This window comes from Bradyrhizobium brasilense (assembly GCF_029714345.1).
GTDB lineage: Bacteria > Pseudomonadota > Alphaproteobacteria > Rhizobiales > Xanthobacteraceae > Bradyrhizobium > Bradyrhizobium australafricanum.
The window spans coordinates 1,947,253-1,968,678 of sequence record NZ_CP121669.1 but is presented as its reverse complement, the minus strand read 5'-3'; the positions used below and the strand labels follow the sequence as shown (position 1 = coordinate 1,968,678).

The following is a 21,426-nucleotide window of genomic DNA, read 5'->3' as shown; positions in this document are numbered from 1 at the left end:
ATGGCGCTCAGAAAGATTGCAATCCTGGGAGGCGGTGTCGCGGCGCTCAGCGCGGCGTTCGAGCTGACGGAACAGGATCCCCAGCATCAGCTGTTCGACATCACCGTCTACACGATCGGCTGGCGGCTTGGCGGCAAGGGAGCGGTCGGCCGCGACAAGGAGAAAGGATATCGCGCCGAAGAACACGGACTTCATGTCTGGACCGGTTTCTACGATAACGCATTCGAACTGGTCGACCGGCTTTATGCCGCGATGAACGATCTCGATCTCAGCCCGCCGTTCGGATCACGCGAGAACGCCTTCGAGGGCCTCGATCGATCCGTGCTCATGGAGCCGTTCAATTCCGGTTGGACTTCATGGACTATCGACATTCCACCCCATGAAGGAATTCCGGGCACACCGCGTCCCGCAGTCTCGCTCGTCGATTTTCTGCGCTCCCTGCTCGAATGCTCGGTGCAGCAGAGCCAGTCGATCGCTGGTTTCACCGACCAATGGCCGGCGGGGACCCAGCACTCCGCCGTGGCGGCCGGAACAACCGACGGTCCGTTCAGAACGGCGCGGGCGAAGATCGATATCCTGCCGCAGGATCCCAGGGCGGTCAGCCCGAGTGACGCCGCCGAACTACAGACGATACTAAGGCATGCGCGGACTCAGCTCTGCGACAAGCCGGCGTCAGCTGCGATGTCTCGCGACCCGCGCGAGATCGTGGCGGAGGTCGCTCTGACGATCGCGATCGGCATGTTGAGCGACGGCGTGCTGTGGCAGGGCTTCGACTGCATCGACCATCAGGAGTGGACCGATTGGATGAGGTTGAACGGTTGCTCGGATTCGACGCTGGATTCCGCCATTATCCGTGGCTGCTATGATTATGTGTTCGGGTTCTTCGGTAGCCGCCACACGGATAAATACGGGAATGTCATTCCCTGCAGGAATGTGGCGGCAGGCACCGGCACCCGCATCCTGTTGAAACTGCTCTTCACATATCGCGGGTCGTTCTTCTACCTTCTCAAGGCGACCATGGGCGAGCTGCTGTTCGCTCCGCTCTACCAGGTGCTCACGAAACGCCACGTCAAGTTCGAATTCTTTACCAAGGTCGAGCACATCGGACTGTCTCAAGACAAAGCTTCGATCGAGTTCATCGACACCACCGTGCAGGCGACCACCCACTCCGGCAATTCTTACGATCCGCTGATCTGGATCGGCGCAGATGGCACAATCCCGAGCTGGCCTTCCCATCCAGACTACACTCAGCTGGTCCAAGGACAGGCTCTGCGGGACCAAAGAATAGACCTGGAATCGGCGTGGACGAAGTGGCCCGGCGTCGACCCTCCCCGAAAGCTGCTGCGAGGGAGGGATTTCGACGATGTCGTGCTCGGCATCGGCATCGGCGCATTTTGCACGATATGCAGCGACCTGATCTGCCACACGCCCGGCTGGCGAGAGATGGTCGATGCCATCAAGACGACGGCGACGGTAGCCTTTCAGGCATGGACAAACGTCGGCATGCGAGAGCTCGGTTGCAAGCAGGATCGAACGGCTCTTTCGGGATTCGTATTGCCGCTCGATACCTGGGCCGACCTCAGCCTGATGTTGCCACTGGAAGAATGGCCTCAACCGCCTCCCAAGGGGTTGGCATATTTCGTTGGCTCCCTGGTCGACGATCCCCTGAATCCGCCGCCCCCGTTCTGCAAACACAGTTATCCGGCCAGGATGCTCGCGCGGCAAAGGCGAAGGATGCTGCACTGGGTCGAGAGCAACCTTCACTTCCTATGGCCCGGAATTGAAGGCCCCGGCCGTGCCATTCGGTGGGAGCGATTCTTCGACTATCGTGCTTATTCTCCCCCGACTCGAAGGCGGTTCTTCGCGCAATATCCGAGGGTGAACATCAATCCCTCGGACCGATATGTGCTATCGGTTCCCGGCAGCGTGTTCAAACGCATGGAGGCCGGCAAGTCGGGGGTCGACAATCTCTTTCTCGCCGGCGACTGGGTTCGTACCGGTATTAATGCGGGTTGTATTGAAGCATCGGTCATGGCGGGCCGCGCCGCGGCAGCCGCAATTGCAGGAGTAGATATTGCCATGCCAAACGCCAACGACTTCAACGACGTTTCGCTGCCAACCGCCTTGTTGCCGGCATTGGACCTGCTGCGCAAGCTTGCCACTAACGCCGTCGCCGGTACCGGCGAAATCGAGGCGTTTTGCGTCGTCCAACAACGGCCGCGCTGCGAACTCGAGAAGATGCTACCCGATGGGCTGACACTCCTCGAACCTCCAGCGCCCCACAGCACGATCAAGACAGCGCACCACGGCGCGTCGTCCTATGCAGAGGGCAACACGGAAAAGACGCCGGCGAATATTCCCGAGCCACCGCATCATGTCGTCCTGATCTTTGCCCGGCAACGCAACGTGCGTCCAGGACCACTACCCTTCGGCGGCGCGCACTACCTCGAAATCGCCCAGCTGATTCCCGACGTTATCCATAAGAACGCACCTTCATTGCAGAACGTCCTGTTCAGCTACATGCCGCAATTGTTCGTGAGCTCGCTGGCAGCCACGTTGATCGGCCAGAATTTTTACGGCTTCAACAAACAGGTCGCACGAATCCAGGATGATAATGACTCCTTCTCCATGCGAAGCTCATCCGGCACCATAAGAACCTGGTTCGAGCGCGACGGCGTGCCCGGTGGCATCGACAGCTATCTCGTCATCAAGCAACTCCGCGACAAACTGGATCAGCCTCTGGTCGGCGTCCAGCCGGATGGCAATTTCATCTACTCGATGCTGAAATACGGTCTTGGCGGTGCGGTCGTTCAACCCATCAAAGGCAAGGTCGCGCTATCCTCGCCTTTCGCCCATAAGGCAGAGGAGATCGAACTCGCACCGATCTCAAAGCCGCCGCAAAAGGACGACTCTTGGGGATTCCGGTTCATCGCGCCTTGGACGCTCAGCCTGCCCTTCAACTTTCCGGCCGGGCAGCCGAGTTCGAGCGCAAGAAATCTGGCGAGGGCCACCGGCGAGTACAGCACGGCATTGCTGGGCCGTATCTTGGTACGACGCTGACGGCCGGGAAGCTTGGCGCCACTAATTCGCTCAATGGTCGCCAAGGCACCGCACTCGTACGAAGGTCTTAGAATGACGACCGCCATCAAAACGGCGAGAGTCGAGCATGAGGATGCAGCGCCCGCGACCCGACAGCTGAACGCCAGGCAGTCTTTCACTCGTTACTCGTGCCTTGGCCGCAGAGCGCGCCGGCCCTGAGCTGGCGGACCGCGTGGAAAGCACCATCCCTTTGGAGGCTGGAGGATAAGGCGGTGGACCGCAACGGTATGACAATCGTGCCGCATGGTAGCGGGGGAGCGCTACCGCCTTTCCCCACACCAACCAAACCTACGATACATCATCCAATCCTTCGCATAGGGCAGTTCATGAGCCCGCGTGGCGAGCACAGATTTATCTCAACAAAGCGGAACGTTGAAAGACCTTCGCCTGTAGGTCAGGCGAAATCGACCTCTGTCGCGGAATATCGAAAGCCCGTATTCGGTGCCGGCATCGTGCCGTAGGCGCGTGGTGCTCCTCGTCTGCTTCCTTCCGACCAGCTCCGGCCAATTTCTCAACTTGACCTACCAGAAGCGCCAGACCTCTCCTTGTCGCGCGGATACCATTTCTAGACGGGTCGCGGGTCGATGACGCCCGGACAATCAACCTATCCCATGTGCCAGGCACACCACCGCGGTCGCCGGCGCGATGCTGTTTCGTATCGATCCGGCGTCGTTCCAGTACAAAGTCAACCAGCTCGAGGCATCGCTCGCGCAAACACGCCAGCAGGTCAAGCAGTTGAAGGCCAGTTACGAGCGGGCGACGGCGAATGTCGACGGGCTACGGCATCGACCCCGAAGGCAAACATCGCTTCTGCACTTGAAACTAGGCCGCCGGCGATTCGTTTCCCGAACAATACGTGGGTTTATGGTGCGCGCTCCGAGGGCATTCGTCTTTGCTGCAGCTTCAAGGAGTTGCGGATGTGGACAACGAGGCTGGGGATATCCGTGCGCAGGGGTGCCTTGCCGTCTCTTGTCAGCGACCACTCTTAAGAGACGGCGGCACTCCCGGCATAATGGGCGCGGGGTTACGTTTCAGCGGGACATGATGACCGGCAAAGCCCATGGCCCGACCTATCGCGGATGAAGCCCAATTTCCGGCAAGGGACCGCTTCGGAAGTTCTCAAGCTTCGCGATCACCGGACCCAAGGTTTGAGTTAAGAAATCAATTCCCCGCCGCGGATAAATGCTGCCGCCGTCCCCAGCGCGGCGCCGTGGAGAGCCTGCTTCCCACTACTTTCGATTATGCGGGCGTCCACGGATTTTTTCTCTACCGGTGGTTGCGCAAGGCGACGCCAGCCAAGTATTAGGTTGGCTGCAGCACGCCATCGGTCAAGGGCCTGGCTCGAGTACCATGAGAGCGGGACTTTCGTCCGGGTGCTTCAGGCGGGCAATGACCCTTCGCCCAATACGAAACGGTGCCAGCACTCCTGGGGCGGTGGAAGCCAATGCTGGGCCGCTGCCGCGCAGCCCAATCCTGGCTTGTCAGCTCGGTTCGCAAAACCAGCTTCTAGAACTCATCTGCCGGGGACGCCCTATCCCCGCCGAGCCTGCTGCAGCTCTTCGGAGGGGATTGTCGCCACCGCGTGACTGCCGGCGGCGCTTGCTCGCCCGCTCTTCGTTGAGGAGCCGCGAATGAAGCTTCCGGACCTGGATGTTTTCGTTCGTGCAGGGAAATGCACAAGCGATCCCCGCCAAGGACGTTCTTCAACCGGAGCGGCGAGTTCGCCGCCTAGCAACATGCGCTCCGCAGCCCGAGCGGCCATGAACTCGATGCACTGAGTATATCGGCCCATGCCTTGGCGTCGAAAACCCGCCCGTCATCTCCGTTATTGGACTGGCCCTGTCGATCGCAACGCCGGTTTCAAGACGGTGCTTGTGTTCTTGCGTCGGCTGCCAACATCATAGCGGCTGCTGAAGCTTACCGACTTGCAGATGGGATTGGGCTGAGATCTCGGTGCACCGCAAGTTCACCGCCTGCGGCAAGGTCGGCTGGGTTGATACCCGGGTCGACTGAGGCGAAGTGATCAATTCGCCAAGGACGTCTCTGGTAGGCCCTGCTGATTTCTCCTACTGGTAAACTTCCGATGCGCGGAGGTTTACTTTGCTTCGCAATCTCTGACGATGCGACCATCACGGATCGATACCACGATCGGCGGGGTGGTGTAGTCGTCGCCTCAATCGCCACAATCTGCTTCAGGATGGATTGTGCTGCACTTCCCTTGCACTCTCGTAATGGTTGCTGTTGGATAAGTGGGCGTCACATTGGCGTGTCGCGAAAACATTTCATTGTCCATTTGAGGAGGAAAGTATGCTTCGGATCACTGCTCTTATTTTCTTCGCCCTTACCTGGTCCGCGAATGCCCAAACAAACCGCACCGAGTTGAAACGCGCCAATCTAAGCGGCACGAATATGGAGATTGTAGTCAGCGTCGTCGACGTACAGCCCGGGAATAATCTCATCCGCCACACGCATCATGGCGAGGAAGCCGTTTACGTTCTAGAGGGAGCAACGTTGGCGCTACCCGATGGAAAAGAGGTGCCATTTCCTACGGGAGCAGCAACAATCAACATTCGCGACGTGCCCCACGGTGGTTTCAAGGTGGCAGGCGACAAAACCCTGAAGATGTTGACGGTCCATATCGTCGATAAGGGTAAACCAATGATGGAGCCTGCAAAGTAAGAGGTCCCCTCAAACCGACATCAAGAAAAAGCGGTCGCAAACGCGCACCCGCTTTTTCTGCTTGAGAAAGCTACGCCGGGGCATTCTCGAATCCAGATGGTCGCCTCCGCGCCCATCCGCCCCTCGGCGGCGCGCTCAACGCCGCATCGCTATCTCGGAGTAGCTCCAGCTCGGGGGACACGCCGCCTTCCGCCACGGAAAGGACAGCGCATGGTCATTAAGCGTCGGCACTTCAAGCAAGAGCACTCTCTAGAGGAACGCCTTACTGAAGAGGCCAAGAGTCTTCGTGAAGAAGCAAGCGTACTCCCCGCAGGTATGGAAAAAGAGCAGCTACTTAAGAGAACCCGGCAAGCTGAGACCGGCGCGCATATGAGCGCGTGACTTCAATCTCGCGGGTTACGGCCCCCAATATGAACCAATCAGCGAAGCCAAGCGCCGGACTAAAGATAGCGGCCGGGGCGTCTGTTTTGCTCGCCCTGCTACTGATGGGTTTTTCCTTTGTCGCGTTCTAAGGTAGGCCCGCAGCGAATGTCCTAACTAGGACGGCACCCAATCGCATGACCCTAGGCCGGCGAGAATCTGTTCGGCTAACCGAATAAACACGACTTCAGCTGAATTTTTATTTCGGTTCGCTAATAACGCTGGCACTCCGCGGATCACCAGGTCAGCAAAGACCTTTTCGCGTAGTCTTTGCAAAAACGGCCCCAACGCGGTGAGGCGCGGCGCGGAGGGGCCGAGTTGCCACGATCACCTGCACGCCAAAACCAGCACCACTGGGCCGTTTATCCTAACGATCGATAATAGGAACGATCGGCTTGGCAACGAGTCGGCTCAGGTCCCCAGCCGATCCAGGCCCCCCCGGCTGCTGGAGGAAAACCCGCATTGTTCGGGTTGGCGGCCCTCGGGTTGGGGCCGTTTCAATTCGCTGGACGCCTGAAACCCTTCAATTTCACAGGTGGTGTTGCAATGGAATTTATTGGACGCCCGATGAGAGGCCGATTCCTCGTTCGGCAAGGCGGCAACGGCTGGATGGTCTACGATAGCGAATGCAAAGGACCGGCCCAGATAGAAAAGGACGGCGCGTTCGCCGAGAAGCTGACAAAAGATCAGGCTGAGATTTTAGCGAAGCTATTCACGAGTCGCGAAAACCGGCCCCTGACGTTAGAATGGCCTCAACGCCCGCGGAGAGCGCTAAGGCCGCGGTAATAGTCCCAGTCCATCGTTTAGATTTGACGTCGTGGACTGCTGCTCGTTCCCTGAACAGAAACGGCCCCGGCGAGACGCTGAGGCCGAGTCGACGGCCCTAGCGAGGTGCAGCCGGGGCCACTGGTTTAAACTGATTGAGATGTACCCCGGATCTTCGGGGGCAAGGAAGCGTTGGTAGGAACTAGCTTTGGGTGCCCGACGTTACTGCCGCGACGGTCAATTTTGCAAACCGCCCCGACAATAGCCTGATCTTCTTCGGACCAGCCAACGGCCGCGACCTTTTATTTTGGGATAGAGGCAATGCCGGACAATTTAACCAACCGCGTCCAGCCAGATCGCTCGAAGATCAACATGCACGAGCCATACGAGGTGAAGTATTGGACCCATGCACTTGGTGTGTCGAAGAATGACCTTCAGAAGGTCGTCGAAAAGGTCGGCAACTCCGCTGCTGCGGTCCGCAAGGAATTGGGTCTGCCCGACAAAGCTCAAGAATGACCAAACCCACCTGTCCGATTTGCTTGGGGTTGGGCTGGGTCTGCGAGAACCATCCGCACTTGCCTTGGACGGCGGAGGCACATGGCTGTCAGTGCGGCGCCGGCATGCCTTGCGAGTGCCATCGGGCGGATGGGATTGATGAGCCTGATGTGAGCAAGGTCATTGAGCAATCCGAATAAGATATTGCCGTCCGGCAATTCGTAGGGCTGCGCTGCATGGACGCTACCGACGAGCTAGGAAGGCGCCTAGCAAGAATGCAACGGCAAGGGACTGAAATGGAGCTGCCCGGGTCGCTTCACTCAAATGATGCAGCCACCGATCATGTTGTGGCAAATGTTGCAACGCATCGTCTTCAGCCATCCGCCGGATCGCTTTTGAAGCTCGGTCTATTCGCTGCTCGGGCGTGGCAGTAGGTGCAACTGAGCTTTCGTCAGCCATGTAAGTCTCCTCGCGCCGGTCGCCCACCAAACGGACTTGCTGCATGAGCGCTAACGTCCGGCGAATATCGACTGTTCCTAGGTTGTGCCGTTCGGGCCGATAGCTGATCGGCGGCCTCTCGGGCATCTTCGTCAAGGCCGTTGGGGGCGGGGCTTGTCCGTCGTACAATCGGGCATCGCTTGGATCGCGGGTCCATAGTGCAAGAGCGGCCAGGTCGGATAGAGCGCAGGCTGTCGGCCATAATGGCCGCCGATGTCGCCGGCTATTCACGGCTCATGCACGATGACGAAGAGGCCACGCACGGCAAGCTGAGCGAACTTCTCGCCAGAGAAGTGAGCCCGCTATTGCCAGTCACGGCGGCCGTATCGTGAAGAACACCGGAGACGGGTTCTTGGCAGAGTTTCCGAGCGCGGTCGAAGCGGTTCGAGCCGCATTACGGTTTCAATCCCGCATCCACGAATTTGCGGCTGCTGATCCGGAACATGGCCGTGTCGCCTTTCGCATCGGCGTCAATATCGGCGACATAATCGTCGAGCCACACGACATATTCGGAGACGGCGTCAATATCGCTGCGCGTCTTGAAGGCATCTCAGCGTCGGGCGGCATCTGCATCTCGTTATCTATCCACGATCAAATCCAAGGAAAGGTTGATGTCGATGTCGTCGATCCTTGGCGAGCAAGTGCTCAAGAACATTTCTCGTCCGGTTCGGGCCTTTGCGGTCACCACTGGTGGCTCGTTCAGCACGACGGTGACATCGCCTGATATCGCAAGGCATTCGTCGTCCCCGTCTTTCTATGGTCGTGCTTCCATTCGCCAATCTCAGCGGCGCCCCCGAGCAAGACTATTTCGTCGCCGTGGCCTGCCCCGGCAGCAGCTCGATCGCCCGCCCCCGCTCGCATTTCAGATTTGGCCTTGAACTAAGAGCTCTTTGACGTCACCAAACGGACTCCTGCCAGCATCAAGCGCAATTCCAAATCATTCATTTTCAATGTCTTTACACTGTAGAGCAATGGCGAGGTCGGTCTCCATTTGGTTGCGGCCGATACTGATCGGAGAGCACTTCCAAGGCTGGCGCAATCAGCGGACCGGATTGCGCAAGCAGCGCCATGGGGCATGCGGCGAAAAGCTGCCCTCAGGGAGGCCGTGTCACTGATGAGGGAGGCCGTGTCACTGATGCGCTGTCCCTGCGGCGCAACGTCGATAGCCACCACCGGCCGGGAGTTGCACACACCGCGGGAACATCTAAAAACGACGCAATTCGACGATGAAGATGAAGGAAGAACACTTAACTCAAAGGCAAACCTCGGGTGGAAGCCTGCCGGATGAGTCGGAGCGCCGAAGCAATGCAGTCACCTGCCCATTAGCGCTGCGTAACAGTCGTATACGTAGAGTCGGCGGGGATTTGTGCTTCGTAATGCTTGGCTTTTTCTATCAGTGCGTCGCGGACTGGACCTTCCGGCAGAAGCGCGGCTTGATGGCGCGCCTGTCTCGCGCATTCTGCGATTTTACTTGCCAGTTCTTCCGTCTCGCGATCCATCGTCGCCGCTCCTCCGAACTAGAAGCCATGCTAGCGCGGTGGGCTAGCGCTTTCTTGGCACGCCGCCGAATGCTCGGAAATCCACTTGGTTGCGTCGTGCTCCGTAACAAAACCTTTGATGACTTCGGTTTCGCCATCGGCCCACAGAATATCGATTCTCCAGCCGGTGCCGGGGTTTTTGCAAGCCATGAAGGCTGGACGCTGCTCGATCATTGCTTGACTATGCGCCGACTGGTGGCTGCTACAAGCCAGTGATCCTGCCACACTTCGCTTTTTTGGCCCCAATCTATTGAGCCGTAACTCCCGCGCCCGCGCCGTTCTTCCGAGATCGGGAGTCAAGAAGATCGGGCAACGGTGGTAGTTGCTGGCGCTATGCAAGAAATTCACTGACTTGAAAAATTTGAAGGCTCATTTCGCACGGCTTGATGAGGTGACGCTGAACGGATGCTCGACCGTCTCGCGACGAAGGCGCATAGCAAGCGGGTTCGCATCGAGCCGCTGCTGCAAAGCGTCGAGCAGATCCTCGCGCTCCCATCGCGTGATCCGTCGCGCTAATCCGGGCGTGGAGGCGCAGCGCCTTGTCGGACTCTTCGTTTGTGTAGCGATACGCCCATCGAAGTGCACGTGGCGTTGCGCGGAGCGGCGGTGAGGCGATAGCCAAATCGCAATCCTGAGACAGAAGCGCTGACCTAAATTCACCCTCGATTGAAATAAAATTTGATGGGATAAGTCCAAAAGCTGACTTGATCTTTAAGCTTCCTTGAAATCGCAACGCTCCGCCAATTCGAATGGGTAAGAAGCGGTGACCGATCAACAGCTGGCTCTTCATGCCGTCAGCGAAGCCCTGTGCATATTGGACGAGTATCTTCTGCCCCGCCCCCACGACAGTGAACGCATACTCGACAAGTTAGTTGAGGTTCTTGAGCGGCCCGACTTGGTCGTTGCTGTAAGTCGACTGCGGCAACGAAGTAGTCTCTAAGTGTTCCGATGAAGAGGCAATTTTCATTTATTCCTTTGGCCGCTCGCATCGCTACTTTTCTATTGATTGGAATGCCGACCGCGCAGGCAAAACAGCAATGCAGTGCGGTGATGCCCCCAAATCCGCGCGAGTATTGGTCTTGGCGCCTCATCGACGGACGAAAATGCTGGTACGAAGGCAAGCCCATGCTTTCAAAATCATTATTGGAGTGGCCCGTGCGGATTTCGACGCAGGCACGTCCCACCGAGGAGCTTGCAAGTGCACTCATAGAGAAGCCCAGCGATCCGATCGGTTCAGAAGAATGGACGCCATCTCGCCAGAATACCTTCGATGCCCTGTGGCGCACCAGGGTTGAACAGCGGTAGGGCTTTGACCTTCAAATTAAGCGAGGCTGACTTTCTCTTCATCGCTGAGGCTGTAGGACTCGGTGACTGGTATAATCGACGTCGGCCATGCATCGATCGATCGAACCAATACTGTAGCTTCGTCGATCTCAAGTCTTTCGCTTCGATTGCCGTGAGAGCGCCATATTTTCCAATGAATGCACACGGAACGGCGCCCCCGCAGAAAAGTCGCTAATTCTCCATACCGCCGATGAAACTGACCGCAGATCGTCCTTACGGCAGTCCCGAGAAAGCCGCCCGCAGGATCATGGAGCACGCTCACGCATTCGAGCCGATCCAGGGCGGCCGGATCTAGATCGAGAAGATCAACTATCCAATGCTCTACCGGGATAAGGCGACACCGGCTGAGTATTGGGCTGACCTGAAGTATGCCGAGGAAACATGAAGTGGCTTGAGTACCGCGAGAATGGCACCTTCGTCAGAATGGCGCAGGCTGGCAAAGGCCTGTTCGGCTGATCGGCAGAGACCACGCCAGTCGTGCGACAACGTGGGCGCGCCGCGCGTTCTGACGGCAAGCTACCCCTTCAGGGGTATTAAACTTTTTAAGTCTTTGTGCAGACTTAGCTTAGCCAGGATTTTGCAGATCCTTCCTGGGGCTAGAACCGACGCCGTCCGCATGCATTTTAAGCGGGCGGCGTTCGTACATTCTGAGCCGGCGTAAGCTGCAAGAAGCCCGCAAGAAGCCCCGACGGGGGCTAGCGGCGTCAGGGCTTCTTTCCGGATGTGATCCTCCCCGGACCGCATCCTCAGCGCGCGACTGGCTGAGCGCACCGTCAGTCTACCGGGAAATCTCAGCATTTTAGACCGCTCTGCCGACATGACTGTCGGTGCGGAGCGGCTGGTTGATCAACTGCGGCAAAGAATCAACGCTCTAGCCTCGCGTGCGCCTCCTTGCGCGCGTCTGAAAACGCGACAAAGCGGGACAAATTCAAGGTGAGACATTACCGAACTTAGACACGTGTCAAGTCGAGGTAATCCGCCGGCCGAGCAGATGGAGCGTGCAGCCATCATGCCCCTAAGGCACTTGGACGACCTCGAGCTGAGAACACAGGTGCCGCCAGTTCCGTCCCTCGTGTTCGGCCGTCGCACGCGAAGAAATCATCGTCGAGCGTCACCGCATCGGACTTGAGCAGCCGCCTCCACAGCATCAGCAATTCTGCTTCCAGATCCAATGGTCCTTTGGCGCGGTGGTGATTCCCTCCTGGCGATGGAAATGCTGCTTCAGCTCGAACAGCTGATTGGCAAGGCGGTCCCGGAAACGATTCTGTTCGGGGCGGAAACCATTCGACAACTTGCCTGGCAACGGCGACCTCGAGCGATGCCGGAAGATATCGCGCCATCGCCATCGAATAAGCATCCCACAGAGCCGGCGAAATCTTGCCCTTGGCGGTCCATACCGGTTCGCTCGTCGAATGCTTGGCGTCTCGCTCCTGCCGCGCCAGACGTTCAAATATTCTGCGTAGAAAGAAGCGACGCGTCCGGCCACCCGAATGATCGTCAGGCTGATGAAGCCGATCGGTCGAACAATTCGCGCAGCTGTCGCCTTTGAATCTTTCCCGTCTCTTCTTTTGGCAGTTGGTCGAGGATCAGGATGTGACGCGGAATCTTGAATGAGGCCAACTCGCGTTGCAGGAACTGACGAAGCTCCACGGCTGTCGTCTGCGCGTGAGGACGGGGAACTATGGCTGCTGCGATGTCCTCGCCAAGACGTCGATGCCAGATTCCGAAGGCCGCGGCCTTGCCCCAAAACACCACCCCCACCCCGCTTCTCCCGGCGGCAACCGCAAGGCGCTGACCAAGGAGCTAGGCGCGCGCCCGGGGTTGTAACGACGATCCTGGCCACGCGGTCGGCCGTCCCGAACCCCCATCGTGCGGATTTGCGGCAGGCCCGGAGGCGGGATCCCCATGGGATCGAAGTCACGCGAGGACGGCGCCACGGTCAGGCATCTGGCTGAGCCCGTCAAGGAGGCCCGGCTGGTGGCGGATGGCGCGGCCTGCCGAGCATGGAACGCCCGCATACTCGCTTTTCAGGGGCCAGCCCAGCCGTCGCCCGCGCTCGGCGATGCGCTCAATCAGGGTTTTTCGCTAACCTCGAAGTGACGTGCCTCGGCTGCGAGACCCATCAGACGGTCGCGCTCGATATCGTGAGGCGGCCGAAATAAACGGCGGTGCATGAGCTGGAGCGGTACATGCGCTGTAAGGATTTCTCGCGAGCCTCCGGCTGTCGTCCAAGCGCAGTCATCTCGTGGCGTTGCCGACGACGAAGATCTCCGCCATGAACCCGCCCTCAAGCTGGTGGCCGCAGACGCTAACACCAGCAGAGCTTGCTGCCCCCGAAAGTCCCACCACTGGAACATTCCAGGCCTTACCCGCTTGTTCCGAAATCCAGAACGAGATCACTAACGTGACGGATGAACTTGAATATCTAGCGCACCGATTGGTGATTATCGAGCAACCCGGCGGTGGGTTCTTGGTCGAAGTCACGCCGATCGCCGGCGGCCAAACCATCAGAACAATGACTTATCAACGCACTCAGGAAGCGATCGCTGCAGCGAAGCGGACAATCGACAAGCATCCCGAAGGCAGGCGACCTGCCAATCCGGCTCGCTCTTAAGGCGAGTGCTGGCTCGGCTGCCGGTGACCCCATCTCGGTAGCGGCACGGTTTCCCGGGGCGCCAGTTTTTAGCCCATTACGGTCATGGCGTCCGGATGAACAGAAGTTCCAGCGCGGCTGGAACGCCGCACCTTTCGATTCGTTAACGAACATCACCGCGTTGCGCCTGCGCGCGCAAGCCAAGGAGCTTCCGCCAGGCACTGAGGAAGAGGCGATTCTGCAGAAAGCCCACCAGGATGAGAGGGCCGCGCGCATGACTGAGTGGCTATCGGCTTCCGGCCTTCAACCGCCGACGTAGGGCCCAAATGGCGCTGCGCCAAAAAACGGGGAAGATCGGTCAATGGCGGTTGTTCATCGCATCCAGGACGGCGATGCCGTCAAAGCGCGCCTCGCTTTCATGCGTGGTCGAATATCGGCCTCGGTGAAGCTGCTGGCGACACCGACTCCCGATACATTCCTGGGACGAAAGACGCAGGAGCCGTTCCCAAAGCAGGAAAGCGAAAACGGATTAATGTCCAACGTTCCACCGTCGATCCAGCAGCTTTCCCCCGCAGGCGCGGGCCAACAGGATGCTTCGGTCGGGACGATGTCCGTTAAGCAAAAGGGCCGAAAGCGCATAGTACTCGATCTTCCCGACGCGGACGCCGCGTTAAGGAAAGCACGAGAGATGGCAGATGCGACAGGCCGAGCGGTGATAGTGCGCGACGATAGAAGCAGAGTGCTAGGGGCCATTCCTCGCGCAACAAGGCATTAGACCGCGGCGAGCAAGGAACACATTCCATAGGCCTGCTTTATTCGAATGCAGTCTTGGAGGTCTGTGATGCCTCGCTTTTATTTCGATCTCTACGAGGGAGAGGCAATGGCCCTCGACGAGGAGGGACTGGAACTGAAGAGTGTCGAGGCCGCTCAAGTCGAGGCCGCCAAGTCGCTGGCGGATATGGCTCGTGACGCGATCCACTCGAGGTCGGCAAAGCCGCGCGACATGACCATCGATGTCAGGGACGAAGCCGGCACCATCATGCAGGTCAGATTGGTCTTCGATCTCCAGACTAAAAGGGGCAAGACTTCCTGAATTGCCCGACTGCGGATGGTTTAATTCCTAGCAACGAATAAGCGTTTAGGTGCATGTACCTCTCGCCGGCCGAGGCTCTGCCGTGGCCGCCGGTAGCTGAGAGACCGAGCGTACTCCCGCCTGCATTGAGCAAGGGAGCGCGGCCATGGCCGATCAGCGCGTCATCAATCTCATTTACGGCGACCAGCGGCGAGACCGGCGCATCATTGATGAGGCCCTCCGGGTCTCGGCTGAATCTGTCCGGTTGCTCAAAGACAATCCGCCGCCGGATGCGTTCATCGGCCGCAAGACGCACGAGCCTTTCCCGCAAGGGGAAAGCAGGTATGGCGAAGAAACGGACCGTGGGCGAACGACTGAATACCCCAGCGAAGCGGCAAAACAGCGAGATAAGAGAGAAAGGCCGTAAGGCCGCCTCGGCCTGGCCGTTTGGTGCGCTCGTCGTGGTGCTCGGGCTGAGCCCCATCGTGATAGTGCTATCGCCCTGTTGATGTGAAGACGGAGGCCGCCTCCTTAGCGGCCTCTTTCTTTTGAGCCATAAGCCCCTTGATAGCTGCCCCAACGAAACGGCTCCAGCGAGGGGGTTTCCCGCTTAGGTCGAGTCGACGTCATCCCCTGAAGGATCGGCTTATTCGAGGAGAAGACCACGAGGGCCACGAATGACATGGCAGCAAAGCTAGTAGCCCCCATTCTACTCTGTCCATATGGTGAGACTGAAGCGTGCTCGTAGGATGGGCCGGGCGAGCTGTCGACGCATGCGCATAGGCAAGTCAAGCAGCCTGTCCTAATTCTTGGCGGGCTGCGAGTGTTTAACGCCAACGTCATCACGCGCAACGCTGGCCTCATGGAATTCGATGCAGGAACTGCTAGCCGGGAGCAGCTGTTGCCCAAGATGGATCGGTTCGTCTTCAAGCTCCTTCACATGGTGCCAAGCTATCCGATCTGGCTGCGCTACGTGCTATCGCTCACCCTGGTGGGAGGCGCATGCCTGGGGCGACTTTTGGCGCCGGAGCCCTTGGGGGCCTATCCTCTCCTCCTTTTCGTACCCGCCGTGTTTCTCGCATCCGTATTGTTTGACCGAGGGAGCGGCTTTCTCGCCACGATCGCGAGCGCGGTGCTCGCGTCCGTGTTCTTCCTGCCGCGGTCCGCCGCTGCGGCGGCGCCACCACTGATCGTATTCATATTGACCGGCTTCGGCTTAGCAGGGATCACCGAAGCTCTGCGCTCCACCACAGAGAGCCTGGCCAAAGCCAAGGTCTATTCAGACGTGTTGCTGCAGGAGCTGGCGCACAGGACCAAGAACGATCTCACCACCATCGTGTCCATGTTGCGGCTGCAGGCGCGGGCCGACGTCAATCCGGAGGTGCAGGCCGCCCTCCATGCCGCCATCGGGCGCGTCGAGGTCATCGCCAAGGTCCACGATAGGCTGCACAGCATGGGCGGCGACGGCAAGATCCGGCTCGGGCCCTACATCGAAACGCTCTGCGGAAGCCTCGGCGACCTGCAGCGCGGCGTGCGGCCGATCGCCGTTCGCGTGCGCTGCGACGAGATCTCCCTGGCCAGCGTGCAAGCGGCCAATATCGGGCTGATTGTGAACGAACTGGTTACCAACACCTTCAAATATGCCTTCCCGAACGAGCGGGCTGGCGCCATCGACGTCGATGTCAAGGCCGACGAACGCAGGCTCAGCATCGTCGTCAAGGACGACGGGGTAGGCTGCCCCTCGGAGGCAAAAACTGGGATGGGTAGCCGGCTGATCAAGCTTCTCGCGGCCCAAATGAAGGGTTCGGTATCCCGCAGCCCGCTCCCGAACGGCTGCGAAGTGAAGGTCGTGCTCGCGCGCGACGATCGGTGACACCGACCATCTAAGGGCCAATACACTAAGTGAATCTCGGGATTGCCAGACACTGATTGATGACGCTGGCGCTCCTCGATTCTGCGACGCGCACTGCTCGATTGAAATTGGCTCCCGCCGCACGATTCGAACGTGCCTTCCTCCGTGAACAGCGGAGCGCTTTCACCGAAATGGCTCGACGGGAATATGCAGGTCCAGCACTCAGGTCGAGCGCAAATCGGCAGGTGGTGCTGGTGATGATGGCGGAGCACTCGATCGACCAGGCTATCAATGCCGGCTATCCGTGGCTTGAGATCAAATGCTCGCGGTGCAAGACGCCGCGCGCGGTTGACCTGGGCTGCCCTGCGCCACGTTCCGACCACCAGGGTGCACGATCTCGCCGACCGCCTGCGCTGCGTGAAGTGCAGCGCGACTGGCAAGCGGCCGGCCGCGGAGCTGCTGCAACTGTGGCAGCGCTGCCCGATCGGAGACGCGACGTGACCAAGCTCACGCGCCGGCGCGACAAGGAAGCTGCCCGCGAGAAATGGAGCATCCTTTATCGCGACGTCGTCGTTGGTTCGATCGGGCTGCGCAAGGGCGTGCCGAACCACGCGGACCAATGGGAATGGAAATGCGGCTTCTATCCCGGATCTGACCGGTCGACCGGCGAAAAATCCGGGGAAGGACCAATGAACGATCTACTCAATGCCGGTGATGGCGAGCATAAGCCGCCGCGGCCCCATTTCCAGGCCTGCTTCCGCTGCGGCGGTATCACTTCGGCAATGTCCATCCTCGACAGTCGCCAAGGCAAGAGCTATCGCCTGCGCCGTTGCCTAGGCTGTGAGAAGCTGAGCTAGGCCGAAGAGGAATAGGCCGAGCCCAAGATCAGCCCGGAACCGATCCCTGACGCGATCGTTATCTGTCCATCACCGGCCAAGGCTCTGTCCGTAGGCATCGGTGGCTGAGAGACCGAGAGCGCTCCCGCCTGCATAAGCAAGGGAGCGCAGCCATGGCCGGTATCGATCAGATTTCGCGCGTGCACAACGAGGCCTCCAGCATCTCCAAACAGAGTGCGTTCATTCGTGAGGTCGGCCGAGCTGCTGAAGCTGCCGGCGCCGGATACCTTCCTTGGCCGGAAGACGCAGGAGCCTTTTCCGCAAGAGGAAAGCGGATATGGCGAAGCGCAGGAGCGCGGGTACGCGACTTGACACCCCGGCGAGGACGAGCCCCCAATTGGAACGTTCCTTCACTTGCTGCTCAACGAGGTCATGGACGACTTATTGAAACGGGCCGATCAGGTGATCCGCGAATGCGCGATCACTCGCGAACGTGCCCGCCATGGCTTGGACCAGGCGCGGGCGAACGTCGAAGGAGTCAGGGCTGCTCTACGTCTTGTGCGCTACGAGATGGAACGTCCACGCGGCGTAATTCGGGAAAATCCGATGGAGAGAAAAGTCTGAGGCTGCGCGGATAGAAGGTGGCACGAAGATTGTAATGCCTAATGCGCGCGTTGACTTCCCTTTGCGACTCTGCGCTCTCCGCAGTCAGCTCTCGTGCTTCTTCGATAGCTGCAGCGGCGCGGGTGAACAGTTTTTCAAGCCCTCATCGGTCATGCCCCCTCAACTGACCTAGGTTAAAACTGGTCCCCTGGCCACCCATGACAAGGCCGCCAATCCGCTTGGCACCTTGTGAAAAAGGCCCCAGCGAGGGGGTACACGCTGAGGCCAAGGCGGTTGGATCAATCCATGAGATGACCAGGCTCAGATCAACAGCGCGCCGACACTCATGATGAGCGCTACGAACGATATCGCCGCCAACGCCAAGAAGGTGTACTCAACGCCATCGTGATGATTGAGCCTGAACATTGCGCCAGAGTGCGGCCGAATAATCGCTTCCGCATTCGCTTAGGCGTATCAGAAGTGATGTCCTAATCGACCAAAGAAATGGCCCCAGCGAGGGGACTGGCTGGGGCCACTGCTGATGCCCAGATGCGGTCGGGGGCAGTGATGGCATCTGAACGTCCGATGAACAAGACTCGACCACGTTCGTTCCTAGCGCAATAGAAAAAGGCCTCAACACCTTTGGGGGCCTGGAGGCCGGTGCTGAGGCCAGTTGTCCTATAATGAATCGGGTCGTGACCCAAGGGGTCCAAGACTAACACCGGTGCCAGGAATTGCCACTTCTTGGCGATGGGCTCCCTGTCCTATTTGTCGCAGCGAGCGTGCTGCCTTGGAAGGCACCCAATCGCACCACCCGGGCCGGCGAGAACTATTCGCCTAAAGTTGATAGAGCCGATTCACATGGTTCAATGCCTGGCGATGCTATCCTGTAGGTCTATTGCTCGATTGGAATTCGCAGATGGTGGTTGCAAATGGAATTTATTGGACGCCCGATGCGAGGCCGGTTCCTCGTTCGGCAGGGTGGCAATGGCTGGATGGTCTACGATAGCGAACTCAAGGGACCAGCCCAGATAGAAAAGAACGGCGCGTTCGCCGAGAAACTGACAAAAGAGCAGGCTGAGACTTTGGCGAAGCTGTTTACGACTCGCGAAAACGGGCCCCTGACCATAAAGAATGGCCCCAGCTCCCGGGGAGAGTGCTGAGGCCGGCAAGTAGTCCCACTCCATCGTCGATTTCAACGTCGTGGACCGCTGCTTGTTCCCCGGAGCGAAACGGCCCCAGCGAGAGGACGTGCTGAGGCCGATTCGGTGCCCCAGCGAGGTGCCAGCCGGGGCCGCTCCAAACTGACCGCGAATGTGCCCCGGGTCTTCGGGGGCAAGAGCCGGGGCACGCTCTACTCGTCCATGCCGCTCTGCCGCGAGCGACGCAGGTCAACGTTCACCGCGAGGGCGTTGTTCCTAGCGACTTCTTCTTTGCTACTCCGAGCCGACCGCTCAACCCGCTTCCGGCTGGTGCCGACCATTTTGACCGCCTTCTTCACCGATGCCGCCGACTTGCCCGTCCTCCTTGACTCGTAACTCACCTCGTAGTCCTGCCCGCCGGCGACGCGCGCCCGGTCCTGCTTGCGACCGCGCGCGGTCTGCTTCTTTCTTTGCCATTCCGGCCTTCCTGTCGATGAGGGCCAACTCTGGCTATTATCGACCCAATCTAATGGCAACCGCATGTCGCCGCGGATCCTCACACGTTCGGTGACCATTGACCTGCTTATTTCTTCTCCGATGCCGCCTCCTACTTGAGGGACGGTCGCTTTGGAACGGCTGCCAATCCCCGCCGTTCACCGCTCACATTCAATTTTCGGGATATGCACGATGTCCAAGACCGTTGGCGATTTCGTAGTGCAGCGCCTCCAGGATTGGGGCGTGCGGCATCTCTTCGGTTATCCCGGCGATGGCATCAATGGCGTGTTCGGTGCGCTCAATCGCGCCGAAGGCAAGATCGATTTCGTCCAGGCGCGCCACGAGGAGATGGCGGCGTTCATGGCGTGTGCCTATGCCAAATTTTCCGGCCGCCTTGGCGTCTGCATCGCGACGTCGGGCCCCGGTGCCTCACACCTGATCACCGGTCTGTATGATGCCCTGCTCGACCATCAGCCGGTGCTCGCCATCGTGGGCCAGCAGGCGCGGAACGCGCTGGGCGGGCAGTATCAGCAGGAGCTCGACCTGGTCTCGATGTTCAAGGACGTCGCCAGCGCGTATGTCGCGCAGGCTTCCTCGCCCGCTCAGGTCCGCCATCTGATCGACCGCGCCGCGCGCATTGCGCTCGCCCGGCGCACCGTGACCGCGCTGATCCTGCCGAATGATCTGCAGGAAGAGGATTACGAGGATCCGCCGCGCGCACACGGCACGCTGCGGTCCGGCGTCGGATACACTCCGCCGAGGATCGTTCCGGCAGAGGCCGAGCTCGATCGCGCCGCCGACATTCTCAACGCCGGCAAGAAGGTCGCCATGCTCGTCGGCGCTGGCGCGCTTGGCGCGACCAACGAGGTCGCCTCCGTCGCCGACCGGCTGTCGGCCGGATGCGCCAAGGCGTTGCTCGGCAAGGCCGTGGTGCCCGACGACCTGCCATGGGTGACGGGCTCGATCGGCTTGCTCGGCACCGAGCCGAGCTACGATCTGATGATGGAGTGCGACACGCTCTTGATGATCGGCTCGGCGTTTCCATATTCCGAGTTCCTGCCCAAGGAGGGCCAGGCCCGCGGCGTCCAGGTCGACATCGACGCCGGCATGCTCTCGATCCGCTTTCCGATGGAGATTGGCCTCGTGGGCGACGCCGCGGAGACGCTGCGCGCGCTGCTTCCGCGCCTGAAGCAGAAGAGCGACGGCAGCTGGCGAAAGACGATCGAGCACAATGTCCGGGCCTGGTGGAAGACATTGCAGGATCGTGCACACCAGCCGGCCAAGCCGGTCAATCCTCAGCGCGTGACATGGGAGCTATCGCCGCGCATTCCCGATCGCGCGATCATCACCAGCGATTCCGGCTCCTGCGCCAACTGGTTTGCCCGTGATCTGAAGATGCGTCCCGGCTTCAACGCCTCGCTGTCGGGCGGCCTGGCATCGATGGGCGCGGCCGTTCCCTACGCAATCGCCGCCAAATATGCAGCGCCCGATCGTCCCGTCATTGCGCTGGTTGGCGACGGCGCCATGCAGATGAACAACATGGCCGAGCTTATCACGGTCGCCAAATACTGGCGCGACTGGAGCGACCACCGCTGGATTGTCTGCGTCTTCAACAATGAAGATCTCAACCAAGTGACATGGGAACAGCGCATCATCAATGCCGATCCCAAGTTCGAGGCATCGCAACGCATTCCCAACGTGTCTTATTCGCGTTTCGCCGACCTGATCGGGCTGCGGGGGATTTATGTCGACGACCCCGCACAGCTCGGCTCGGCCTGGGAGCAGGCGCTCGCGAGCGACATTCCGGTGGTGCTGGAAGTCAAGACCGATCCGGAAGTGCCCCCGCTACCGCCGCATATCACGCTCGAGCAAGCCAAGAACTTCTCGATCGCGCTCGCCAAGGGCGACCCGAACGAAGTCGGCGTCATCCGCGGCGCAGCGCGTCAGCTGCTCGAGACCGTGTTGCCCGGCAAGGAGAAGTGAAGGCCAGGAGCG

General features: G+C 59.5%; 15 protein-coding genes and 4 pseudogenes. 17 read left to right on the top strand and 2 right to left on the bottom strand.

All coding sequences use genetic code 11. From position 1 onward, the window contains the following. The 7 genes and pseudogenes from QA635_RS09145 to QA635_RS41745 all read left to right on the top strand — a co-directional run bounded on the left by QA635_RS09145 (nucleotide 1) and on the right by QA635_RS41745 (nucleotide 12,387). The gene (locus tag QA635_RS09145; protein ID WP_283068398.1) at nucleotides 1-3,060 is read left to right on the top strand and encodes an NAD(P)-binding protein; all 3,060 of its coding nucleotides are present in this window, start codon (nucleotides 1-3) and stop codon (nucleotides 3,058-3,060) included. Between the two features lie 2,346 nt (nucleotides 3,061-5,406). Next, nucleotides 5,407-5,778 (top strand): cupin domain-containing protein, encoded by a 372-nt coding sequence (locus QA635_RS09140; protein WP_283068397.1) that lies wholly within the window; start codon nucleotides 5,407-5,409, stop codon nucleotides 5,776-5,778. A gap of 1,506 nt (nucleotides 5,779-7,284) precedes the next feature. Continuing rightward, nucleotides 7,285-7,479 (top strand): DUF3606 domain-containing protein, encoded by a 195-nt coding sequence (locus QA635_RS09135; protein WP_016844186.1) that lies wholly within the window; start codon nucleotides 7,285-7,287, stop codon nucleotides 7,477-7,479. Nucleotides 7,480-8,111: 632 nt separating this feature from the next. Continuing rightward, nucleotides 8,112-8,769 (top strand): annotated as a pseudogene (locus tag QA635_RS41750) (adenylate/guanylate cyclase domain-containing protein); the annotation flags it as partial. Nucleotides 8,770-9,182: 413 nt separating this feature from the next. Beyond that, nucleotides 9,183-9,710, top strand: coding sequence for a hypothetical protein (locus QA635_RS09120; RefSeq protein ID WP_245288838.1), 528 nt, complete (start codon nucleotides 9,183-9,185; stop codon nucleotides 9,708-9,710). A gap of 732 nt (nucleotides 9,711-10,442) precedes the next feature. Then, entirely contained in the window at nucleotides 10,443-10,799 is a 357-nt protein-coding gene (locus QA635_RS09115; protein WP_125459264.1) for a hypothetical protein, read from the top strand. Between the two features lie 1,210 nt (nucleotides 10,800-12,009). Then, nucleotides 12,010-12,387 carry an acyl carrier protein gene (locus tag QA635_RS41745; RefSeq protein ID WP_425249143.1) on the top strand — a complete coding sequence of 126 codons (378 nt, stop codon included), beginning with the start codon at nucleotides 12,010-12,012 and terminating at the stop codon, nucleotides 12,385-12,387. Here the strand turns inward: QA635_RS41745 and QA635_RS09110 are convergent. Beyond that, nucleotides 12,336-12,599 (bottom strand): AMP-binding enzyme, encoded by a 264-nt coding sequence (locus QA635_RS09110; RefSeq protein WP_283068392.1) that lies wholly within the window; start codon nucleotides 12,597-12,599, stop codon nucleotides 12,336-12,338. The two genes, QA635_RS41745 and QA635_RS09110, sit on opposite strands and share 52 nt — an antisense overlap. Before the next feature lie 144 nt (nucleotides 12,600-12,743). On the opposite strand from QA635_RS09110, the pseudogene QA635_RS09105 reads away from it, so the two are divergent. The 9 genes and pseudogenes from QA635_RS09105 to QA635_RS09065 all read left to right on the top strand — a co-directional run. Continuing rightward, nucleotides 12,744-13,140 (top strand): annotated as a pseudogene (locus tag QA635_RS09105) (hypothetical protein); the annotation flags it as partial. Further along, the gene (locus QA635_RS09100) at nucleotides 13,114-13,452 is read left to right on the top strand and encodes a hypothetical protein (RefSeq protein WP_283072212.1); all 339 of its coding nucleotides are present in this window, start codon (nucleotides 13,114-13,116) and stop codon (nucleotides 13,450-13,452) included. The pseudogene QA635_RS09105 and the gene QA635_RS09100, both read left to right, overlap by 27 nt. A 340-nt stretch (nucleotides 13,453-13,792) precedes the next feature. Next, on the top strand, nucleotides 13,793-14,206 hold the full coding sequence (locus tag QA635_RS09095) for a hypothetical protein (RefSeq protein ID WP_283068391.1): 414 nt from the start codon (nucleotides 13,793-13,795) through the stop codon (nucleotides 14,204-14,206). A gap of 66 nt (nucleotides 14,207-14,272) precedes the next feature. Then, nucleotides 14,273-14,524: a DUF6894 family protein gene (locus tag QA635_RS09090; RefSeq protein ID WP_028343226.1), complete on the top strand. Its 252-nt coding sequence runs from the start codon at nucleotides 14,273-14,275 to the stop codon at nucleotides 14,522-14,524. Nucleotides 14,525-14,669: 145 nt separating this feature from the next. Continuing rightward, the gene (locus QA635_RS09085; RefSeq protein ID WP_283068390.1) at nucleotides 14,670-14,930 is read left to right on the top strand and encodes a hypothetical protein; all 261 of its coding nucleotides are present in this window, start codon (nucleotides 14,670-14,672) and stop codon (nucleotides 14,928-14,930) included. Nucleotides 14,931-15,326: 396 nt separating this feature from the next. Then, complete coding sequence (locus QA635_RS09080) at nucleotides 15,327-16,376, top strand: sensor histidine kinase (RefSeq protein WP_283068389.1); 1,050 nt, start codon at nucleotides 15,327-15,329, stop codon at nucleotides 16,374-16,376. A 251-nt stretch (nucleotides 16,377-16,627) separates the two neighbouring features. Beyond that, a pseudogene (locus QA635_RS09075) lies at nucleotides 16,628-16,856 on the top strand (hypothetical protein); the annotation flags it as partial. Further along, nucleotides 16,853-17,212, top strand: a complete 360-nt coding sequence (locus QA635_RS09070; protein ID WP_283068388.1) for a hypothetical protein — start codon at nucleotides 16,853-16,855, stop codon at nucleotides 17,210-17,212. The pseudogene QA635_RS09075 and the gene QA635_RS09070, both read left to right, overlap by 4 nt. A gap of 393 nt (nucleotides 17,213-17,605) precedes the next feature. Continuing rightward, entirely contained in the window at nucleotides 17,606-17,815 is a 210-nt protein-coding gene (locus QA635_RS09065; protein ID WP_283068387.1) for a hypothetical protein, read from the top strand. 1,429 nt (nucleotides 17,816-19,244) lie between these two features. Here QA635_RS09065 and QA635_RS09060 read toward each other — a convergent pair. Beyond that, a pseudogene (locus QA635_RS09060) lies at nucleotides 19,245-19,403 on the bottom strand (DUF3606 domain-containing protein); the annotation flags it as partial. 220 nt (nucleotides 19,404-19,623) lie between these two features. Here QA635_RS09060 and QA635_RS09055 point away from each other — a divergent pair. After that, entirely contained in the window at nucleotides 19,624-21,414 is a 1,791-nt protein-coding gene (locus QA635_RS09055) for a thiamine pyrophosphate-requiring protein (protein ID WP_283068386.1), read from the top strand. Nucleotides 21,415-21,426: the final 12 nt, after the last annotated feature.

Coding starts and splice junctions, on each gene's coding strand:
- QA635_RS41745 (WP_425249143.1), top strand. CDS start 12,010: ATGGTCCTTTGGCGCGGTGGTGATTCCCTCCTGGCGATGGAAATGCTG.
- QA635_RS09135 (WP_016844186.1), top strand. CDS start 7,285: ATGCCGGACAATTTAACCAACCGCGTCCAGCCAGATCGCTCGAAGATC.
- QA635_RS09095 (WP_283068391.1), top strand. CDS start 13,793: ATGGCGGTTGTTCATCGCATCCAGGACGGCGATGCCGTCAAAGCGCGC.
- QA635_RS09090 (WP_028343226.1), top strand. CDS start 14,273: ATGCCTCGCTTTTATTTCGATCTCTACGAGGGAGAGGCAATGGCCCTC.
- QA635_RS09140 (WP_283068397.1), top strand. CDS start 5,407: ATGCTTCGGATCACTGCTCTTATTTTCTTCGCCCTTACCTGGTCCGCG.
- QA635_RS09120 (WP_245288838.1), top strand. CDS start 9,183: ATGAAGATGAAGGAAGAACACTTAACTCAAAGGCAAACCTCGGGTGGA.
- QA635_RS09100 (WP_283072212.1), top strand. CDS start 13,114: ATGAACCCGCCCTCAAGCTGGTGGCCGCAGACGCTAACACCAGCAGAG.
- QA635_RS09115 (WP_125459264.1), top strand. CDS start 10,443: ATGAAGAGGCAATTTTCATTTATTCCTTTGGCCGCTCGCATCGCTACT.
- QA635_RS09055 (WP_283068386.1), top strand. CDS start 19,624: ATGTCCAAGACCGTTGGCGATTTCGTAGTGCAGCGCCTCCAGGATTGG.
- QA635_RS09145 (WP_283068398.1), top strand. CDS start 1: ATGGCGCTCAGAAAGATTGCAATCCTGGGAGGCGGTGTCGCGGCGCTC.
- QA635_RS09085 (WP_283068390.1), top strand. CDS start 14,670: ATGGCCGATCAGCGCGTCATCAATCTCATTTACGGCGACCAGCGGCGA.